General features: G+C 69.3%; 16 protein-coding genes. 4 read left to right on the plus strand and 12 right to left on the minus strand.

Annotated elements, in window-relative coordinates; all coding sequences use genetic code 11:
* Window positions 1–2 precede the first annotated feature (2 nt).
* The 7 genes from CY658_RS17225 to CY658_RS17255 form a co-directional block, all read right to left on the minus strand.
* Complete coding sequence (locus CY658_RS17225) at window positions 3–1,082, minus strand: AAA family ATPase (protein WP_101491388.1); 1,080 nt, start codon at window positions 1,080–1,082, stop codon at window positions 3–5.
* Entirely contained in the window at window positions 1,079–2,638 is a 1,560-nt protein-coding gene (locus CY658_RS17230; RefSeq protein ID WP_101491389.1) for a DUF5691 domain-containing protein, read from the minus strand. Before CY658_RS17230 ends, CY658_RS17225 begins: the two co-directional genes overlap by 4 nt.
* Window positions 2,635–3,981 carry an SWIM zinc finger family protein gene (locus tag CY658_RS17235; protein ID WP_101491390.1) on the minus strand — a complete coding sequence of 449 codons (1,347 nt, stop codon included), beginning with the start codon at window positions 3,979–3,981 and terminating at the stop codon, window positions 2,635–2,637. Before CY658_RS17235 ends, CY658_RS17230 begins: the two co-directional genes overlap by 4 nt.
* 58 nt (window positions 3,982–4,039) lie before the next feature.
* Window positions 4,040–4,591 (minus strand): hypothetical protein, encoded by a 552-nt coding sequence (locus CY658_RS17240; protein ID WP_101491391.1) that lies wholly within the window; start codon window positions 4,589–4,591, stop codon window positions 4,040–4,042.
* The gene (htpG, locus tag CY658_RS17245; RefSeq protein ID WP_101491893.1) at window positions 4,588–6,633 is read right to left on the minus strand and encodes a molecular chaperone HtpG; all 2,046 of its coding nucleotides are present in this window, start codon (window positions 6,631–6,633) and stop codon (window positions 4,588–4,590) included. Before htpG ends, CY658_RS17240 begins: the two co-directional genes overlap by 4 nt.
* A gap of 158 nt (window positions 6,634–6,791) precedes the next feature.
* Window positions 6,792–7,814 (minus strand): ABC transporter substrate-binding protein, encoded by a 1,023-nt coding sequence (locus CY658_RS17250; protein ID WP_101491392.1) that lies wholly within the window; start codon window positions 7,812–7,814, stop codon window positions 6,792–6,794.
* 87 nt (window positions 7,815–7,901) lie between these two features.
* Window positions 7,902–8,810, minus strand: a complete 909-nt coding sequence (locus CY658_RS17255; RefSeq protein ID WP_101491393.1) for a LysR substrate-binding domain-containing protein — start codon at window positions 8,808–8,810, stop codon at window positions 7,902–7,904.
* Window positions 8,811–8,910: 100 nt separating this feature from the next.
* Between CY658_RS17255 and CY658_RS17260 the strand changes: the two genes are divergently transcribed.
* Both CY658_RS17260 and aqpZ read left to right on the plus strand, forming a co-directional pair.
* A complete protein-coding gene (locus CY658_RS17260; RefSeq protein ID WP_101491394.1) occupies window positions 8,911–9,921 on the plus strand; it encodes a zinc-dependent alcohol dehydrogenase family protein in 1,011 nt (336 codons plus the stop codon).
* A gap of 177 nt (window positions 9,922–10,098) precedes the next feature.
* Window positions 10,099–10,803, plus strand: a complete 705-nt coding sequence (aqpZ, locus tag CY658_RS17265; RefSeq protein ID WP_101491395.1) for an aquaporin Z — start codon at window positions 10,099–10,101, stop codon at window positions 10,801–10,803.
* A gap of 32 nt (window positions 10,804–10,835) precedes the next feature.
* Here the strand turns inward: aqpZ and CY658_RS17270 are convergent, their stop codons facing one another.
* From CY658_RS17270 to CY658_RS17290, 5 genes are all read right to left on the minus strand, one after another.
* Window positions 10,836–11,174 carry a hypothetical protein gene (locus CY658_RS17270; protein WP_101491396.1) on the minus strand — a complete coding sequence of 113 codons (339 nt, stop codon included), beginning with the start codon at window positions 11,172–11,174 and terminating at the stop codon, window positions 10,836–10,838.
* A 143-nt stretch (window positions 11,175–11,317) separates the two neighbouring features.
* Window positions 11,318–12,682 (minus strand): sensor histidine kinase, encoded by a 1,365-nt coding sequence (locus CY658_RS17275; RefSeq protein WP_101491397.1) that lies wholly within the window; start codon window positions 12,680–12,682, stop codon window positions 11,318–11,320.
* Window positions 12,679–13,335, minus strand: a complete 657-nt coding sequence (locus CY658_RS17280; protein WP_101491398.1) for a response regulator — start codon at window positions 13,333–13,335, stop codon at window positions 12,679–12,681. Before CY658_RS17280 ends, CY658_RS17275 begins: the two co-directional genes overlap by 4 nt.
* A gap of 98 nt (window positions 13,336–13,433) precedes the next feature.
* Window positions 13,434–14,549, minus strand: a complete 1,116-nt coding sequence (locus CY658_RS17285) for a winged helix DNA-binding domain-containing protein (RefSeq protein WP_257884906.1) — start codon at window positions 14,547–14,549, stop codon at window positions 13,434–13,436.
* A 10-nt stretch (window positions 14,550–14,559) separates the two neighbouring features.
* Window positions 14,560–15,393 carry a pseudouridine synthase gene (locus tag CY658_RS17290; protein WP_101491399.1) on the minus strand — a complete coding sequence of 278 codons (834 nt, stop codon included), beginning with the start codon at window positions 15,391–15,393 and terminating at the stop codon, window positions 14,560–14,562.
* A gap of 163 nt (window positions 15,394–15,556) precedes the next feature.
* On the opposite strand from CY658_RS17290, the gene CY658_RS17295 reads away from it, so the two are divergent.
* Together CY658_RS17295 and CY658_RS17300 are read left to right on the plus strand one after the other, a co-directional pair.
* Window positions 15,557–16,633, plus strand: coding sequence for a bifunctional nicotinamide-nucleotide adenylyltransferase/Nudix hydroxylase (locus tag CY658_RS17295; protein ID WP_101491895.1), 1,077 nt, complete (start codon window positions 15,557–15,559; stop codon window positions 16,631–16,633).
* A gap of 65 nt (window positions 16,634–16,698) precedes the next feature.
* Window positions 16,699–18,144, plus strand: a complete 1,446-nt coding sequence (locus tag CY658_RS17300) for a nicotinate phosphoribosyltransferase (protein WP_101491400.1) — start codon at window positions 16,699–16,701, stop codon at window positions 18,142–18,144.
* The last annotated feature ends 45 nt before the right edge of the window (window positions 18,145–18,189 follow it).

Here is an 18,189-nt window from a genome sequence, read left to right on the forward strand (position 1 = left end):
CGTCAGAGTTGTTCGCGGCAGGCGCGGTACAGGTCCTTCCAGTCGGCCCGTTCCTTCACCACGGTCTCCAGGTATTCCTTCCACACCACCTGGTCCTGCACCGGGTCCTTGATGACGGCGCCGATCAGGCCCGAGGCCACGTCGGCCGAGCGCAGCACGCCGTCGCCGAAGTGGCCGGCCAGCGCCATGCCGCTGTTGATGACCGAGATGGCCTCGGCGGTCGAGAGCGTGGAGGTGGGCGACTTGATGCGCGTCTTGCCGTCTTCGGTCTGGCCGTTGCGCAGCTCGCGGAAGATCTGCACCACGCGGCGCACTTCCTGCAGCGCGGGCGGCTCGGCCGGCAGCGCGAGCGCGCGGCCCAGCTCGGACACGCGCTTGACGACGATCTGCACTTCTTCGGCCTCGCTCGACGGCACGGGCAGCACCACGGTGTTGAAGCGGCGCTTGAGCGCGCTCGACAGTTCGTTCACGCCCTTGTCGCGGTTGTTGGCGGTGGCAATGACCGAGAAGCCGCGCGTGGCCTGCACCTCGGTGCCGAGCTCGGGCACGGGCAGCGTCTTTTCCGACAGCACGGTGATCAGCGAGTCTTGCACGTCGGCCGGGATGCGCGTGAGTTCTTCGACGCGCGCGATCTTGCCCAGGCGCATGGCGTTCACCAGCGGGCTCGGCACCAGCGCCTTTTCGGACGGGCCGTGGGCCAGCAGCTCGGCGTAGTTCCAGCCGTAGCGCAGCTGCTCTTCGCTGGTGCCGGCGGTGCCCTGGATCAGCATGGTCGAGTCGCCGCTCACGGCGGCGGCCAGGTGCTCCGACACCCACGACTTGGCCGTGCCCGGCACGCCGTACAGCAGCAGCGCGCGGTCGGTGGCGAGCGTGGACACGGCGATTTCCATCAGGCGCGAATTGCCGATGTACTTGGGGCTGACATCGAAGCCGTTGGCCAGCTTGCCGCCCATCAGGTAAGTGAGCACGGCCCAGGGCGAGAGCTTCCAGTTGGCCGGGCGCTGGCGGTCGTCGACCTTCTGGAGCGCATCGAGTTCTTCGGCGAATTGCTGTTCGGCATGCTGGCGCAGGACATTGCTCATGGACGGCCTTGGGAAGAGGTTGAAAGTGAGGAAGAAGAAGAAGAAGGAAGAGTCGCGACCAGCCGGCGCGCACGCACGATGCGCGCGGTGTCGGCCAGTGCGTGGGCGAGGCCGGGGCTTTCCTCGGCCGCGCGCGGCAGGTCGGCCAGCAGCGGCAGCGCATCGAGGTGCAGCAGCGCGGCGGCGGTGCCAAGCACCTGGCGCAGCACGTAGTCGTTGACGAGGTCGCCACGCTCGACGCGCGTGCGCAGCGCCTGTGCGATGCGCAGCGACAGCGCGGCCGACGGCGTGTCGCCGGGTACGCAGGCCTGGTCGGCAAACGCGACGACGTCCTGCACGCCCTGCCCGGCATCGCCGAGTTGCGTCGCCCAGTGGCGCTCGCGGCGTTCGCGCGGCAGCAGCGCCAACAGCGGGCCCACGCCGCCGCGGTGGCCGCGCGGGCGGTCGAGCAGCGCATCGCACCAGTCGAAATCGGGCGCGGCCAGCACGGCCTCGTTCCAGCCGCGCAGCAGCGCGTCGTGCCAGTCGCCGGTTGCGGCCCAGTCGAGCAAGGCAGCGGGCGTCAGGCCGGTGCGCGCGGTCCACCACGCGAGCGGCATCTGGCGCACGAGCTGGTAGAGCCACCACGCGCGCTCGCCGAGGCTGTCGTGCGTGGGGCGCGCGGCGTCGATGGCGTCGTCTTTCCAGCGCGGGTCGGCGGCTTCGGGGGCGTTCAGTTGCCACGCCGCGCCTTGCGATGAGAGCAACGGTGCGAGAAAGGCCTCGACGCGCCGCACGTGCGCGCTGGCCGGCAGGCGCTGCAGCAGCTCGACCACGGTCTGGCGCACGTCACGCGCGCGGTCTTTCAGTTGGGCTTCGAGCAGCGCTTCGTCGTCGGGGCCGAGGTTCTCTGCCAGCGCGCCGATCAGCACGGCGCGCTCTTTGGCGGGCAGTTGCGGCAGTTCGGCGGCGAGGCGTTCGCGCGCGCCGGCCGGGTCGTCGCGGCGTTGCTCGGCCAGCACGGCGCGGCGCTGATCGATGCTGCCTTCGTCCCAGCGGGTCTGCGTGTCGGCCTGCGCGCTGGCGCCGACGGCGTAGCGCCAGTCGTCGTTGCGCGCGGCCAGCCAGCGACCGCGCTCGCCGAGCGCGAGGACGACGGCGGGACGCAGCGCGGTGTCGCGGCGGCCGGCATCGAGCGCGGCGGGCAGCAGGCTGGGCGGCAGGCGCCAGCCAGCGGTCGAGAGCACGGCCAGCACCTCGTGCTGCAGGCGCTGCGGGCCACTGGCGAGCGCGTCGGCGATCACGGCGAGCAAGGCGGGGTCGCCGAGCGCGGGAGAGGGATCGTTCGCGGCAGGCGGTGCGTCGTCGGCCGGCAGGCCCGGCGCGACAAAACCCGCGCGGCGGCCCACGGCCACGGCGCCCGCGACGCGCAGCAGCACGCCTTGCGCGGTGTCAGCGGGTTGTTGCAGCGCCTGAAGCAACGCGCCGAAATCGCCGGCCATGCCGTCGGCGGCGGGCACGGGTTGGCGTGCGGTGCCGACGAGTGCGGTCTGCAGCAAAGTGTTCCAGTGGCTCATGTACGGGCTCCACTCAAGGTCCAGACGGGTGTTCCACCCTCAGCCGCCCACGCGGTGAGTGGCGCGAACTGCTCGCCGTCCCATTCGCCGAAGACGCGCAGCGGCGCGCCGCCCGAATGCGCCAGCAGTTGCCAGGCTTCGGCCGCGGCCAGTTGCATCGGCAGCGCTTGCGACGCAGCGCCCAGGCGCAGCCACCACTGGTCGCCATGCCGCGCGGGCACGGCGTCGGCCCACACCAGGGGCAGCAGCGGCTGCCACGGGTTGGCCGCGATCTGCTGCGCCATGCGTTGCCATTCACCGGCTTCGTCATTGGCTGCAAAAGGTGCTGCGGTCGACACGGCCTCGGCCGGCAGTTCGGCCACCACCGCGCGCTGCGAGGCGTGGCCGGGATAGAAACACAGCACGGCCGCGCGTTCGCTGCCGCTGACCCAGCCGGTCTCGAAGCCGCGCCCGCCGTGCGAGTAGTCGAGCAGCAGCGCGCGGCGTCCGCTCGCCCGGCCCTGCAGCCACACATGGCGCTCGACGAGCTTGGTGTCGCGCTCGTCGAGGCACTGGCCCAGCACGAGCCAGTGGTCGTTCACGCGCTCGCCGTCGGCCAGCAGCGCCTCGCGGTCCTGCGGCCAGCCGAGGGCGGCGCGCAGGTCGGCGCGCGTGGCGGGCGACAGGCTGTCGCGGCGCGGCACCGCATCGACGATCAGTTGCAGCCGGCCCAGCCGGTCGAGCAGCCGCGCGGGCCAGCCGTCGCCGGCGCCGATCAGCTCGGCCGCCTGCGTGATGCGCTGGCCGAGCCCCGGCGCCTGCGCGTCGACCATGCGCGCGGCCATGGCGGTCCAGCCCTCGGCCTGCTCGCTGCCGAGCGCGGCCAGGCCACGCTGGGTCTGGTCGTCGAGCCAGCGCGCGAGCTCCTGCACACCGGCCTCGATGCGCTTCCAGCGCTGCGCGTCGCGCTTGGCGGCTGCCGCAGGATCAGGGGCGGCGGCCGGTTCGGCGGCGCGGGCTTCTTTCTTCTCGGCCTTGTCGCGGCGCGAGGCCAGCCAGTCGGCCACCCACGGCGGCGGCGCGCCGGCGGTGAAGCTGGCTTCGCTCTGCGCGCGCAGCAGCATCAGCGCCAGGCCGTGCTTGCAGGGGAATTTGCGGCTCGGGCAGGAGCAGCGGAACACCGGCCCCGACAGGTCGACCTGCGTCTGGTAGGGCTTGCTGCCGCTGCCCTGGCATTCGCCCCAGACAGCGTCGTCGGAATGTGCGAGCGTGGGCCACTTGGCGGGCGCGAGCAGGCCTTTGGCGGCCTTCGCGGAGGCGTCGTCCGGCGCAAGCGCAAGGACGGCTTCGGTACTGAGACTCATGGAAAGGGCAGCCTCGCGCCGGGCCGCGGCGCGGTCAGGGGTGGGAGGGGCGCGACCATCAGGGCGCGATGGGATTGCCGGGCGTGCCTGCTTCGCCGGCCACGACCGCTGTTTTCGCAGCGGGGGCGCGGTAGGACACGCGTGCCGCCGGCACGGGTGCGGCGGCGATCGGTGGCGACGGCGACATGGGCCGCGTGACGCCGGCCTTGGTGACGCTGACAGGCGCGGTGGCCGTTGCCGAAGCAGGCACCACCACGGCAGGCGTCGCCTGCCCGGGTGCCGGCGCCGTCTCGTACGGGTTGTGCAGCACCACGCTCTTGCCGACGCCCACGCCGGTGCCGATCGGCCCGACGCCGACCCCCACACCGACGCTGGCCGAGCCGGTCACGGCGCCGTTGTCATGCAACGCCACGCCCGCGCCGAGCGGGCCCCAGCCGGTGTTCAGGCCGACGGAAAAATTGCCGTCCTTCGTGGCACCGAGCCCGAGCGAGAGCCCGGGCACCAGCGGAATGCCGATGTGATAGTGCGAACAGCCGCCCACCAGAAGCAACAACAGCAGCGCCGAAGTGGCAGCCGCTGCGCGACGAACGATGCGCGGCCGGGCGTTCACACCAGCAGCGCGTTGACGCGCCTCACGTAAGCGGCAGGGTCGGCCGGCAGGCCGCCTTCGGCGAGCAGCGCCTGGTCGAACAGGATGTTCGCGAGGTCGTCGAAATGCGCGGAGCCTTCGAGCTTCTTCACCAGCGGGTGCTCGGCGTTGACTTCGAGCACGGGCTTGAGGTCGGGCGCGGGCTGGCCGGCCTGCTTGAGCATGCGCGCGAGCTGCGTGCTCATGCCGCCGTCTTCCACCACGAGGCAGGCGGGCGAGTCGACCAGGCGCGTGGTCACGCGCACGTCTTCGGCCTTGTCCTTGAGCGCCTCTTTCAGCTTCTCGAGCAACGGCTTGAACGACTCGGCGGCTTCCTCGGCGGCCTTCTTCTCGGACTCGTCCTGCAGCTTGCCCAGGTCGACCGCGCCCTTGGCCACGCTTTGCAGCGGCGTGCCGTCGAACTCGCTCAGGTAGTTCAGCGCCCACTCGTCGACACGGTCGGTCATGAGCAGCACCTCGATGCCCTTCTTCTTGAAGACTTCGAGCTGCGGGCTGTTCTTGGCGGCGGCGAGGTTGTCGGCCGTGATGTAGTAGATGGCGTCCTGGCCGTCCTTCATGCGCGCCTTGTAGTCGGCGAAGCTCACGCTCGCGACGTCGCTCGTGGTGGAGGCAAAGCGCAGCAGCTTGGCGATGCGGTCGCGGTTGCCCATGTCCTCGCCCAGGCCTTCTTTCAGCACCGCGCCAAACTCGGCGTAGAACTTGGCGAACTTGCCCGATTCGTCGGCGTACTCGGCGGCGGCTTCGGCGGCGGGGGTGGTGTTCTTGTCGACCACGTCGCTGACATCGTTCAGGCCTTCGGTCGGCTCGGGAGCCGGCACCGATTCGCCCGAGCCCACGTCGATCTTGCCTTCGCCGCTGTCGGGTGCGGTCTTCTGCTTCCTGGCCAGGTCTTCGAGCATCGACAGCACGCGCTTGGTGCTGCCTTCGCGGATGGCCTTCACGTCGCGGCTTTCCTGCAGCAGCTCGCGGCTCACGTTGAGCGGCAGGTCGGCCGAGTCGATCACGCCCTTCACGAAGCGCAGGTAGTTGGGCAGCAGCGCCTCGGCATCGTCCATGATGAAGACGCGCTTGACGTACAGCTTGACGCCCGCGCTCTTGTCGCGGTTCCACAGGTCGAACGGGGCCTTGGCCGGGATGTACAGCAGCTGCGTGTACTCGGTGCTGCCTTCGACGCGGTTGTGGCTCCAGGCCAGCGGCGCCTCGAAGTCGTGGCTGATGCTCTTGTAGAACTCTTCGTACTGCTCGGGCGTGATGTCCTTCTTGGGACGGCTCCACAGGGCGTTGGCCTTGTTCACCGTTTCCCACTCGCCGGTTTTCACCATGTCGCCGGGCTGGTCGTTCTCGCCTTCTTTCCACTCTTCCTTTTCCATCAGGATGGGCAGGGAGATGTGGTCGGAGTATTTGCCGACGATCTGCTTGAGCTTCCAGGCGTTGAGGTACTCGTCGGCATCGTCGCGCAGGTGCAGCGTGATGCGCGTGCCGCGTTCGGCGCGCGTGATGTCGGCCACCTCGAAGTCGCCGGCGCCGCCGCTCACCCAGCGCACGCCCTGGTCGGCGGGCAGGCCCGCGCGGCGCGACTCGACGCTGATCTTGTCGGCCACGATGAAGCCCGAATAGAAACCCACGCCGAACTGGCCGATGAGCTGTGCGTCGGCCTTCTGGTCGCCGCTCAGGCGGCTCATGAAGTCTTTGGTACCACTCTTGGCGATGGTGCCGAGGTTGTCGATGGCTTCCTGGCGCGACAGGCCGATGCCCTTGTCGGTGATGGTGAGGGTGCGCGCGGCCTTGTCGAACGTCAGGCGCACGTCGAGCTCGGGCTGGTCTTCGTAGAGCTCGGGATGGTCGAGCGCCTCGAAGCGCAGCTTGTCGCACGCGTCGGACGCGTTCGAGATCAGCTCGCGCAGGAAGATTTCCTTGTTGGAGTACAGCGCATGCGTGACGAGGTGCAGCAGTTGCGCGACTTCAGCCTGGAACGGGAGTTTGGTATTGGAGGAATCAGCCATGGGAAAGAAAGAGATCGAAGCCAAAAAATTCTAAGGCGAGCCGCCCGCGATGGGCAGCGGCCTTGCCAACTTTATGAACTGGGGTTGTCGCGCCAAAAAACAACGAGTGCAAGGCCGGGCGAACTTTGTCACACGGCTGTCGGTTGCACGCCGCGCTTTCAGCGAGGTTGCGACTCCACTTCACGCGTCCAGCGGTCGATGAGCCGCTTGCGCTCGGCCACTTTGCCGTACTTCTCGAAGTCGTACTTGATGAGCCTCACGCCGTCCATCGAAGGAATGCGCGCGTCGGGCTTGAAGGTCTTGTTGGCCGGCGACTGCAGGCTGCCGGCCTTGGCGCCGATGGACTGGCCCGCGGGGCTCATGAGCCAGTCGTAGTAGCGCTTGGCGTTCTCCTTGTTGCGCGCGCCCTTCACGAGCGCGATGCCGCCGATCTCGAAGCCCGTGCCTTCGCAGGGCGCGGCGGTCTTCACCGGAAATTTGTCGTGCCGCCAGCGCTCGAAGCCGAAGATGAAACTCACGCCGATCGCCACCTCGCCCTTGGCCACGTTGGGCGCCTGCGCCTGGCCGCTGCGCGTGTAGCTGGTGACGTTCTTGTGCAGCTTCTTCAGGTAGTCGAACGCGGGCTCCTCGCCCATCTGCTGCACCAGGCCCGCGATGACGGTGTAGGCCGTGCCGCTGGTGGCGGGGTGCGAAATTTCGATCTCGCCCTTGTACTCGGGCTTGATGAGGTCGGCCCAGCACTTGGGCTCGGCGAGCTTCTTTTTCTTCAGCAGGTCGGTGTTGAAGCCGAAGCCCATGGCGCTGGTGTAGAAGCCGCCCACCATGTTCTGCGACATGGCGTACTGGCGCACCGACCAGTCGTGCAGGTCGTTGATGTAGGCCGGGCGGTAGGGCTCGAGCAGGCCCTGCTCGGCGGCCTGCAAAAAGGGGTCGCCGGTGCCGCCCCACCAGAGGTCGGTCTTGGGGTTGGCGGCTTCGGCGCGCAGCTGCGCACCGATTTCGCCGGTGCCCTTGTGGGCTTGCTGCACCTTGATGCCGGTCTCGCGCGTGAAGGCCGTGGCGGCCGCCTCGCACCAGCCCACGTCGGTGCTGCACAGCGCGTTGACGGTGCCCTGCGCGGCGGCCAGCGGCGCCCCGAGCAGGAGCACCGCGCCCAGGCAGGCGGTGGTCAGGGCACTCATGGTGTGTCGCGGGGCGAATGATGAAGGCATGCGCAGGTCTCCTCGTTGTTCGAAAGCGCAGGATAGCGCCCGTCTGCATGGATGGGCTCAGCGTGTCGCCAGCAGCGGCGGCAGGTGTTCCACCAGCCAGTCGATCACCACGCGCGTCTTCAGCGGCAGGTAGCGGCTCGGCGTGCGGATCACGTGCAGCGGAAAGCCAAACGGCACCGGCTCGTCGAACACGCGCACCAGCGTGCCGGCCGCGAGCGCGTCGGCCGCCAGCCAGGCCGGCAGCCGCGCCAGGCCCATGCCGCCGATGGCGGCCTCCAGCAGCACCTCGGCGCTGTCGCAGCGCAGGCGCGACGGCAGCGCGGCCTCCACCACCGCGTCGCCCTCGCGAAAGCGCCAGGGCGAGACCTGCCCGTCGCGGGCGTAGTACACGGCCTCGTGTGGCGCGACCAGCGCCGCAAGGTCGCGCGGATGGCCGCGCTCGGCCAGGTACGCGGGCGCGGCGCACAGCAGCATCCACTGCACGCCGACCGGCCGCGCCACGAGGCCGGCGCTGTCGTCGAGTTCGCCGCTGCGGATGGCCAGGTCGAGCCCCTCTTCCACGAGGTCGACGCGCCGGTCGTTGAAGGCCAGCTCCAGCGACAGCTGCGGATGCTGGCGCGCCAGGGCCAGCAGCAGCGGCCCGACCTTGAGCCGCCCCAGCATCGCCGGCATGCTCAGGCGCACGAGGCCGGCGGCCGTGTGGCGCGCGGCGTCGGTGAGCGCCTCGGCCGCGTCCAGCTCGGCCAGTGCGCGGCGGCAGCGCTCGTAGTAGCCGTGCCCCTCCTCGGTGAGGCTCTGGCTGCGCGTGGTGCGCAGGAACAGGCGCGTGTCCAGCCGCGCCTCGAGCCGCGCGATGCTCTTGGCGACGGCCGAACGGGTGACGTGCAGGCGCTGCGCCGCGAGCGCAAAGCTGCCCGCCTCCACCGCCGCGACGAACTCTTCAATGCCTTGCAGGCGTTGGCTCATTGGAGACTTTTAAGCACCATTCTTCGGAAAATTATCCACCACCGGATCGTTTTCATCGTCAATAGCATCGAGGTCGATCTTTTCCGATGGAGCCTTTCCGATGCAAGAACCCGACGTGCTGCGCCGCTGGCAGCTTCCCCGACTGGGCCGCGCCCACCTCGAACAGGCCGACGCGCCGATGCCCTCGCCCGGCGCGGGCCAGATCCTCGTGCGCGTGGGCGCGGTGGCGCTCAACTACCGCGACCTGCTCATGGTGCGCGACGGCATGGGCATGGCGCTCGACCTGCCCTTCACGCCCGGCTCGGACATGGCGGGCACCGTGGTGGCCGTGGGCCCGGGCGTGCATCGCTTTGCCGTGGGCGACCGCGTGATCAACACCTTCTGGGGCGGCTGGATCGACAGCCACTGGCACGCCGACACCACGCTGCTCGGCGGCCCCGGGCCGGGCATGCTGGCCTCGCATGTGTGCATCGATGCGAACTGGGCCGTGGCCGCGCCCGCCACGCTGAGCCTTGAAGAAGCCAGCACGCTGCCGTGCGCCGGCCTCACGGCGTGGTTCGCGCTGGTGGAGACCGGCGCCCTGCGCGCGGGCGAGACGGTGCTGGTCCACGGCACCGGCGGGGTCGCGCTGTTCGGGCTGCAGCTCGCGCGGCTGCACGGCGCGCAGGCCATCGTGGTGACGGGCAGCGCCGACAAGCAGGCCGCCGCGCGCGCGCTCGGCGCCACGCACGTGCTGGCGCGCGACAGCGACTGGCCCGCCGAGGTGCGCCGGCTCACGCATGGTCGCGGCGTCGACCACGTGCTCGAACTGTCGAGCGGCCCCGACCTCGACCGCTCGCTGCAGGCCGTGAAGCAGGGCGGGCGCGTGTCGATCATCGGCATGCTCGGCGGCGACACGCTGAGCGCATCGTTCTACGCGATGGTGCTCGGCCGCGTGACGGTGCAAGGCATCGGCGTCGGCCACCGTCGTGCGCTCGAAGAGCTCGTGCGCGCGGTCGATGCCAACGCGCTGAAGCCGGTGATTGCGGCGCGCTACGAGTTCAACGCACTGCCCGCCGCGCTCGACCATCTGGAACGCGGCGCGTTCGGCAAGGTCGTCATCACGATGTGACGCTGCACGCCGTCGCGCCGCCCATGTGCAAATGCTGCAGGGCACAAATCCACAGCAATCGTGAACAGTTGCCGTTCAGCGCGCCCGTTTGCTCGACGCCTCCAATTCCCGTTCCTAGAATGCGGCCCGCGTTCGGCTCCCGCCGTGCGTGCTTTCTCAACTTCAGGATGGAGCGTTATGGAACACAGTACCTACAAAAAGTGGTCTGCAGAATTCATTGGTACTTTCTGGCTCACGCTCGGAGGCTGCGGAAGCGCAGTTCTGGCAGCGGCCTTTCCGGGCGTTGGCATCGGCCTGCTCGGTGTCTCGCTGGCCTTCGGCCTCACGGTGGTCACCGGCGCCTATGCGCTCGGTCCGATCTCGGGCGGCCACTTCAACCCGGCCGTGTCGATCGGCCTTGCAGCCGCAGGCCGCTTCAAGGCCGGGCAGCTGCCGGGCTACATCGTGTCGCAGGTGCTGGGCGCCATCGCGGCGGCCGGCGTGCTGTACCTGATTGCCACCGGCAAGCCGGGCGCGGACATCGGCGGCTTTGCCACCAACGGCTACGGCGAGCACTCGCCCGGCAAGTACAGCATGACGGCCGCGCTGATCAGCGAAGTGGTGATGACCGCCGTGTTCCTGATCGTGATCCTGGGTGCCACCGCCAAGCGCGCGGCAGCCGGCTTCGCGGGCATGGCCATCGGCCTGTGCCTGACGCTGATCCACCTGGTTTCGATCCCCGTGACCAACACCTCGGTGAACCCGGCGCGCAGCACCGGCCCGGCGCTGTTCGGCCCGTCGTATGCGATGTCGGAGCTGTGGCTGTTCTGGGTCGCCCCGATCGTGGGCGCGATCATCGGCGCGGTGATCTACCGCGCACTGCTCAGCAGCAACGACGACTGAGCTGAGCTGAGCTTTCCGCAGCGGAGGCTGGATCAGCTTCCGCTGCCCGACTTCACCATCGGCAGTGAAGTCGATTGCCCGATGGGCTCGGTGCCCGTCGGGTGCGACGCCGCATAGGCGCCCGCCTCGATGTCGGACACCGGCGTCAACCCATTGATCGCCGGCGCCGACGTCGACTGGCCAATGGGCTCCGTGCCGCTCGGACGTGCCGCCGCCATCGCGCCGGCCTGCACCTCCGGGTTCTCCGGCGAATTCATCTGCAGCGGATGGAAGTCCGAACCGTCGGTGGTTTCGGCGGATGCATTGACCGTGCCCAGGGCCGCGAATGCGGCGAAGGAAGCAACGGCAAGAAGATGGAACGAAGTGCGCATGGTGTGTTCTCCTGAGGGCAGGTTGTCTCCGGTCCGGTGCCGTCGCGCGGACCGCGCGCAGCAGGACCTGCAGCCACTCTAGGCAGCCTGACTGAGCACAGCGTGAGCGAAGAATGAGCCGGAAGTGAGCACCACCGCGCCGTCTACATCGGCAGCAGCACCCGCGCCCTCAGCCCCGGCCCGTCGTCGCGGTTGCGCAATTCGATGCGCAAGCCATGCCGCTCCGCCGCCGTGCGCGCAATCGCCAGGCCCAGCCCGCTGCCGCCCGCCGCCGCGCCGGGCACGCGAAAGAAGCGGTCGAACACGCGCTCCAGTTCGGCCGGCGGAATGCCCGGCCCGTTGTCGAGCACATCGACCACCGCCTGCCCATCCGCGACCCGGTGCAGCCGCACATCGACCACGCCGCCTTCGGGCGCATAGCGCAGCGCGTTGTCGATGAGGTTGTCGAACACGCTGCGCAGCTCGGATGCGGGTGCAGTCACCACGGCACTGGTGAGACCTTCGAAGCCCACATCGATGCGCCGCGCATCGGCCAGCACCATGCGCTGGCCCAGGCTGTCGCGCAGCAGCGCCTCGATGTCGACCCGCTCGCCCGGCGCATCCGACGGCGGTGCGTCCTGTCGCGACAGTTGCAGCAGCTGCTCGATCAGGTGCTGCGCGCGCGTCACGCCGGCCTCGAGCTGGTTGAAGCGGTCGGTGGCTTCGCCGGCCGGCACATGCGCGCGCAGGTTCTCGATCTGCAGGCCGATGGCGGCCATCGGCGTGCGCAGCTCGTGCGCCGCGTCCTGCACGAAGCGGCGCTGCGTGGCGAAGGCGCTGCGCACGCGCGACAGCAGGTGGTTGAAGGCGCCCACCAGCGGCGTGATCTCGTCGGGCACGCGCGCCAGCGACAGCTCGGTCGGGCGGCGCTCGTCCTGCGAGGCCACGTCGCGCGCCACGCCGCGCAGCGAGCGCGAGGCGGCCGACACGATGAGCCACAGCACCAGCAGCGCCGCCGGCAGCAGCAGCGCGATCGGCAGTCCTTCGAGCAGGGCGCGGCGCAGCGCACGGCGGTGGCGGTAGTCCTCGTTCTGCAGCACCTGCACGCGCGGCGCGTCCGCGTGCGGCGCGGGATCGGCCGTGAACACGCGCCAGCGCGAATGCGCGGGCCCTTCCGCATGCACGTCGCTGAAGCCGCTGCCCGGTTGGAGCGGCACCGACAGCGCGGGCCACGAACTCGCGCGCAAGGTGGCGCCATCCGCATTCCAGAGTTGCACGACGAAGGCGCCGCGCGAGAAGGCCGCTTCGCCGTCCATCGCGCGCGGGGTCTTGGGCGGGTCGTTGCCCGCGTACGACTCGGCCACCAGCCGCATCTGGTCGTCGAGTGCGTTGTGAACGAGATTGCCGTAGGCCAGAAAAGAGAACCACGCCGTGAGCACCGCCGCCACCACATGCAGCGTGACGAGCCACAGCAGCAGCTGGGTGCGCAGCGAACGCGGGCGCCACCAGCGGCGGGCCTCACTGGTCATGCGGCGACTCGCCAGCCCAGGCCGCGCACGTTGCGGATCGCGTCGGCGCCGAGCTTGCGGCGCATGCCGTGGATCAGCACGTCGATGGCGTTGCTGGTCACTTCGTCGCCCCAGCCGTAGATGCGGTTTTCGAGCTGCTCGCGCGAGAGGATGGCGCCGGGCCGCTCCAGCAGCGCATGCAGCAGTGCGAACTCGCGCGCGGTGAGCGCCTCGGGCACGCCGTTCACCGCCACCTCGCGCGTCGTGAGGTCCAGCTGCAGCGCGGCGGTGCCGATCCGCGAATGCGCGGCGCCGTCACGGCGGCGCACCACGGCGCGCATGCGCGCGAGCAGCTCGCGGAACTCGAAGGGCTTGAGCAGGTAGTCGTCGGCGCCAAGGTCCAGGCTGTGGATGCGGTCGTCCAGCCCGTCGCGCGCGGTGAGCACCAGCACGGGCGTGGCGTCGCCGCGTTCGCGCGCGCGGCGCAGCACCTCGGTGCCGTCCTGGCGGGGCAGGCCCAGATCGAGCAGCACGCAGGTGTAGCCGCCGTCGCCGAGCGCGCTTTGCGCCAGCTCGCCGTCGCGCACCCAGTCGGCCGACCAGCCCGCGCCCTCGAGCGCCTGCTTCAGGCTGCGCCCGATCATTTCGTCGTCTTCCACCAGCAGCACGCGCATTGCCGTGACTCCTTCGCGCGCAAGGTAGCACGCGACCGGGATGATCGGTAGTGGCCTTGCGCCGCGGCGCAGCGTAGGCGCGCAGACTTAGGAGAGTCTTAGGCGGGGCTTAGGACGCGGACCGCGTGCCGCTCGTCCTCTGCGTCGGAGGCAAAGGCCAGCAGGCGCCGCGCCTCTTCCTCCACGCCGCGCCGGTCGGCCGCCGACCAGCGCGTGAAGGGCTCCAGCACCACGGTGGCCGCCTGTGTCGTGCGTTCGATCTTCCAGGTGCCCGCCACGAAGCCGTCGAGCAGCACCGTGCCGCGCACGATGCCGTTGACGGTGAACACGCGGGCGCGGTGCGTCTCGTCGAGCACGCGGCTGCGGTCGGCGTGCGAGAGCAGCAGGTTGTCCCATTCGGCGACCAGGCGCGGCGGCGCGGGCGTGTTGGGGTCGGGGCGCGGCGCGCGCGGCAGGTCGAAGAGTTCCTGGCCCTGCTCGCCGGTGAACACGCGCAGCTGCGGCCTCAACCGTTCAGCCACGGCCTTCCAGCCCGTGAGGCCCGACCACGCGCCGGCGTCGGCCAGTGTCGCGGGGCCGAAGGCGGCGAGGTAGCGCAGGAGCAGGTCGTCTTGCGTGGCTTCTGCGATCTCGGCGAAGGATTCACCGAGCCATGCACCGAGCGGCTGCAGCAGCGCGTTCTGGTGCGAGTTCCAGCTGCCCGCAGGCGGCAGATGGACCAGCGGCACGTTGTTGCGGATGAGTGCGGCGAGCGAGGCCGGCGCGTGGTCTTTCCAACGCGTCGCGAGCGCCTGGCCGAGCGCCGTGCCGGTGAGCGGTCCGTCGTCGAGCAATGCACGGCCCGCCTTCACCACGTCCGCACGGTCGACGCCTTCGAGGGCCCGCGCATGCAGGCCCGACAGGCCGCGCTGGTGCACCGGTTCGAGCAACGGCCGCCAGGCCCACGCGTCCGGGGCGGTCATCAGGTGCAGGGTCGCGCGCAGTGTCGACATGCGCACGATGCGGCGTGTTTTCAGCGCGTCGGTCAGCTGCTCGCGGCGAAAGCCTTCGAGCCGGCTCCACAGGCCGATGTAGGGCGGGTTGGGGGCCTGCGCCTGCAGCCCGGCCAGCTTCTCGATGGCCTGCACGACGCTCGCCTTGCGCCGTGCCAGCAGCATCTGCCGCGCCAGCGTGGCCCGGTTCAGTGCGCGCCGGCTCAGCACCGCGGCCATCATCGGCAAATTTTCAGAACTTCTCGTGCGGCGCCAGGTAACGCCACTGCCCCACCGGCAGGTTGCCGAGCATCACCTTGCCGATGCGCACGCGCTTCAGGCCCACCACCTTGAGGCCGACCAGCTCGCACATGCGGCGGATCTGGCGCTTCTTGCCTTCGGTGAGCACGAAGCGCAGCTGCTCGGGGTTCTGCCACTCGACGCGCGCCGGCTTGAGCGCCTGGCCGTCCAGGCTCAGGCCGTGCCGCAGCCGCGCGAGCATGGCGGGCGGAAACACCGCCTGCACGTTGGTGGTGACCGGGTCGTCGTCGTCCAGGCGCACCAGCTGGCCGGTGGGCGCGGGCTGGTCCAGGCCGTGGTAGGCCACGCGCACGAGGTATTCCTTGTCCATCACCGAGTCTTCGCCGATGAGCTGGCGCGCGATGCGGCCGTCTTGCGTCATCACGAGCAGGCCGGTGGAGTCGATGTCGAGCCGCCCGCAGGGGGCCAGGCCGCGCAGCTGCTGCGGGCCGAAGAAGAAGCGTGCGTTGTCTTCCACCCAGCGGTTCTGCGGCGTGAACAGCGTGACCGCCGGCTCATGGCCGTCTTCGGCCTGCCCGCTCACGTAGCCGATGGGCTTGTTGATGAGGATCGTGACCTGGTTCGCCTGCTGGCCCTTGGCGGCCTTGTCGACCTCGATGCGGTCGTTGGGCGTGACCTTCACGCCCATCTCGGCGGGCTTGCCGTTGACGCGCACCCAGCCCTGCGCGATCCAGTCGTCCGCCTCGCGGCGCGAGCACAGGCCGAGTTCGGCCATGCGTTTGTTGAGGCGCACGGGCGCGTGGGGAGAAGTAGAGGGCTCGGTCATGGGGGGGCGAATCCTAGCAAATGCGCCTTCGGAGTATCTGGCTGTTTACAGTCGGACGCCTGTCCCGTGGGGCAAGGAACACTTGATCGATGCGTCGAACCGGTGCTATCCTGAATTCAGGCGCAAGTTGATTGCGCCCTTTTTGGGGGATTCCCAAGTGACCATGCACAACACACGCAAGTTTCAGTACGCCATCGTCATCGGGCGTTTCCAGCCCGTTCATTTCGGCCACCAGCGACTCATCGAAGAAGGCCTGCGCGCCGCCGATCGGGTCATCGTGGTGGTCGGTTCCGACCGCAAGCCCCGCAGCGTCAAAGACCCCTTCACCTTCGACGAACGCGAACGCATGGTGCGCGCGTGCCTGCGCGGCACCGAGCAGATGCGCGTGAGCGTCGTCGGCGTGGGCGACTCGCCCTACAACGACCAGCTCTGGATCGCGTCGATCCAGTCCGCCGTCGAGCGGCTGATCCAGCAGGACGGCCATGTGCCCGCGGCGCAGGCCAAGGTCGCGCTGGTGGGGCACCTGAAGGACAGCTCCAGCTACTACCTCAAGCTCTTCCCGCACTGGGAGTTCGTGGGCCAGCACAGCGTGGAAAGCCTGAACGCCACCGACGTGCGCAGCCTCTACTTCGACCCCGAGAACCGCGGCCAGCTCGCACGTGCCGACCTGCCCGACGGCACCGCCGCCTTTCTCGACAAGTTCACCGGCACCGCCGACTACGCCGAGCTCTGCGACGAGCGCGCCTTCCTTGTCGACTACCGCGACAAGTACCGCTATGCGGGCAGCAGCTTTCCGCCGATCTACACCACGGTCGATGCCATCGTGGTCGAGGCCGGTCACATCCTCCTGGTGCAGCGCAAGTTCCATCCCGGCAAGGGCACGTGGGCGCTGCCCGGCGGCTTCGTCGGCCAGCACGAGCGGCTGCAGGACGCGGCCATCCGCGAGCTGAAGGAAGAAACCCGCCTCAAGGTGCCTGTGCCCGTGCTCAACGGCAGCATGAAGGCGAGCCATGTGTTCGATGCGCCCGACCGCTCGCAGCGCGGCCGCACGATCACGCACGGCTTCTTCTTCGAGCTGGCGCACAACCAGTGGACGGGCCTGTCGGACGTGCGTGCCGACGACGATGCGGCCGCGGTGCGCTGGGTGCCGATTGCCGAGTTCCTCGGCATGCCCGACCGCATCTACGAAGACCACTACTTCATCGCAAACCATTTTTTGGGTGGCCTGGGCAAGAACTGAACGACCAGGCTTTGTCAGCAAGAACGGGCCCCGGTTGACGGGGCCCACGTGAAAGGAGCTTTCACATGAACCGCAACCTCACCTCCTCGCCCCTGGGCGACAACCTGCTGCTGCGCACCGACTCCTACAAGGTGTCGCACTGGATGCAGTACCCACCCGGTACGCAGACCGTGCACAGCTACATCGAATCGCGCGGCGGGCTCTTCAGCCACTCGCTGTTCTTCGGCCTGCAGGCGTACCTGCGCGAATACCTGCAGACACCGGTGACGCGCGACGACGTCGAGGAGGCCGCGGCAATGATGGCCGTGCACGGCGAACCCTTCAACCGCGAAGGCTGGCTGCGGCTGATCGAGAAGCACGACGGACTGATGCCCGTGCGCATCCGCGCCGTGCCCGAGGGCAGCGTGCTGCCGGTGCACAACGTGCTGGCCACCATCGAGAACACCGACCCCGAGTTCTTCTGGGTCACGAGCTTTCTCGAAACCGAGTTGCTGCGCGCCATCTGGTATCCGACCACGGTGGCCACGCTCTCGGCCGCGGCGCGCACCACGCTGCTGCGCTACCTCGAGGCGACCTGCGACGACCCGCAAGGGCAGATCGCATTCAGGCTGCACGACTTCGGCGCGCGCGGCGTCTCGAGCCTCGAATCGGCCGCGCTCGGCGGCATGGCCCACCTGGTCAACTTCATGGGCACCGACACACTGGCCGCACTGGTGGCGGCGCGTCGTTACTACGACTGCGACGTGGCGGGCTTCTCGATCCCCGCGGCCGAGCACAGCACCATCACGGGCTGGGGCCGCGACCATGAATCCGATGCGTACAGCAACATGGTCGACCAGTTCGCCAAGCCCGGCACGACCTTCGCGGTGGTGAGCGACAGCTACGACATCTTCAATGCCTGCGCGCACATCTGGGGCGACGAACTCAAGGCGAAGGTGGTGGCCTCGGGTGCGACGCTGGTGGTGCGGCCCGACTCGGGCGACCCGGCCGAAACCACGCTCAAGGTGGCGCAGATCCTGGCCGAGCGCTTCGGCACCACGACGAATGCCAAGGGCTTTCGTGTGCTGAACAACGTGCGCATCATCCAGGGCGACGGCGTCAACCTCGACTCGCTGCGCTTGTGCCTCTCGAACTTCTTTCACAACGGCTTCTCGACCGAGAACATCTCTTTCGGCATGGGTGGTGGGCTGCTTCAGCAGGTCAACCGCGACACGATGCAATGGGCGATGAAGTGCTCGGCGATGCAGGTGAATGGCGAGTGGCGCGATGTCTACAAGTCGCCGGTAGGCGACGTGAACAAGGCCTCGAAGAAGGGGCGACTTGCGCTGATTCGGAACGCACACGGCGACGTACAGACCGTGCGCGAAGAAACACTGGCGAGCGGCCAGGTCGATCTGCTGCAAACGGTGTTCGAGAACGGGCGCATCGTTGCAAACACCACCTTCGATGCGATACGTGAGCGGGCGGCTGTTGGCGCGAGAGCGCTCGTCACGTCGCGGGCGCCGCTCTGAGGCGGTGATCTTTTCAGTCCAGGGCGTGTGCACGGGCCCTGCCAC

It is taken from the genome of Variovorax sp. RO1 (assembly GCF_002849325.1).
In the GTDB taxonomy this organism is placed as follows: domain Bacteria; phylum Pseudomonadota; class Gammaproteobacteria; order Burkholderiales; family Burkholderiaceae_C; genus Variovorax.

Excerpts from the sequence above, each read along its gene's own strand:
- CY658_RS17225 (WP_101491388.1), bottom strand. The coding sequence starts at position 1,082 with ATGAGCAATGTCCTGCGCCAGCATGCCGAACAGCAATTCGCCGAAGAA.
- CY658_RS17230 (WP_101491389.1), bottom strand. The coding sequence starts at position 2,638 with ATGAGCCACTGGAACACTTTGCTGCAGACCGCACTCGTCGGCACCGCA.
- CY658_RS17235 (WP_101491390.1), bottom strand. The coding sequence starts at position 3,981 with ATGAGTCTCAGTACCGAAGCCGTCCTTGCGCTTGCGCCGGACGACGCC.
- htpG (WP_101491893.1), bottom strand. The coding sequence starts at position 6,633 with ATGGCTGATTCCTCCAATACCAAACTCCCGTTCCAGGCTGAAGTCGCG.
- CY658_RS17250 (WP_101491392.1), bottom strand. The coding sequence starts at position 7,814 with ATGAGTGCCCTGACCACCGCCTGCCTGGGCGCGGTGCTCCTGCTCGGG.
- CY658_RS17255 (WP_101491393.1), bottom strand. The coding sequence starts at position 8,810 with ATGAGCCAACGCCTGCAAGGCATTGAAGAGTTCGTCGCGGCGGTGGAG.
- CY658_RS17260 (WP_101491394.1), top strand. The coding sequence starts at position 8,911 with ATGCAAGAACCCGACGTGCTGCGCCGCTGGCAGCTTCCCCGACTGGGC.
- aqpZ (WP_101491395.1), top strand. The coding sequence starts at position 10,099 with ATGGAACACAGTACCTACAAAAAGTGGTCTGCAGAATTCATTGGTACT.
- CY658_RS17270 (WP_101491396.1), bottom strand. The coding sequence starts at position 11,174 with ATGCGCACTTCGTTCCATCTTCTTGCCGTTGCTTCCTTCGCCGCATTC.
- CY658_RS17275 (WP_101491397.1), bottom strand. The coding sequence starts at position 12,682 with ATGACCAGTGAGGCCCGCCGCTGGTGGCGCCCGCGTTCGCTGCGCACC.
- CY658_RS17280 (WP_101491398.1), bottom strand. The coding sequence starts at position 13,335 with ATGCGCGTGCTGCTGGTGGAAGACGACGAAATGATCGGGCGCAGCCTG.
- CY658_RS17285 (WP_257884906.1), bottom strand. The coding sequence starts at position 14,549 with ATGATGGCCGCGGTGCTGAGCCGGCGCGCACTGAACCGGGCCACGCTG.
- CY658_RS17290 (WP_101491399.1), bottom strand. The coding sequence starts at position 15,393 with ATGACCGAGCCCTCTACTTCTCCCCACGCGCCCGTGCGCCTCAACAAA.
- CY658_RS17295 (WP_101491895.1), top strand. The coding sequence starts at position 15,557 with ATGCACAACACACGCAAGTTTCAGTACGCCATCGTCATCGGGCGTTTC.
- CY658_RS17300 (WP_101491400.1), top strand. The coding sequence starts at position 16,699 with ATGAACCGCAACCTCACCTCCTCGCCCCTGGGCGACAACCTGCTGCTG.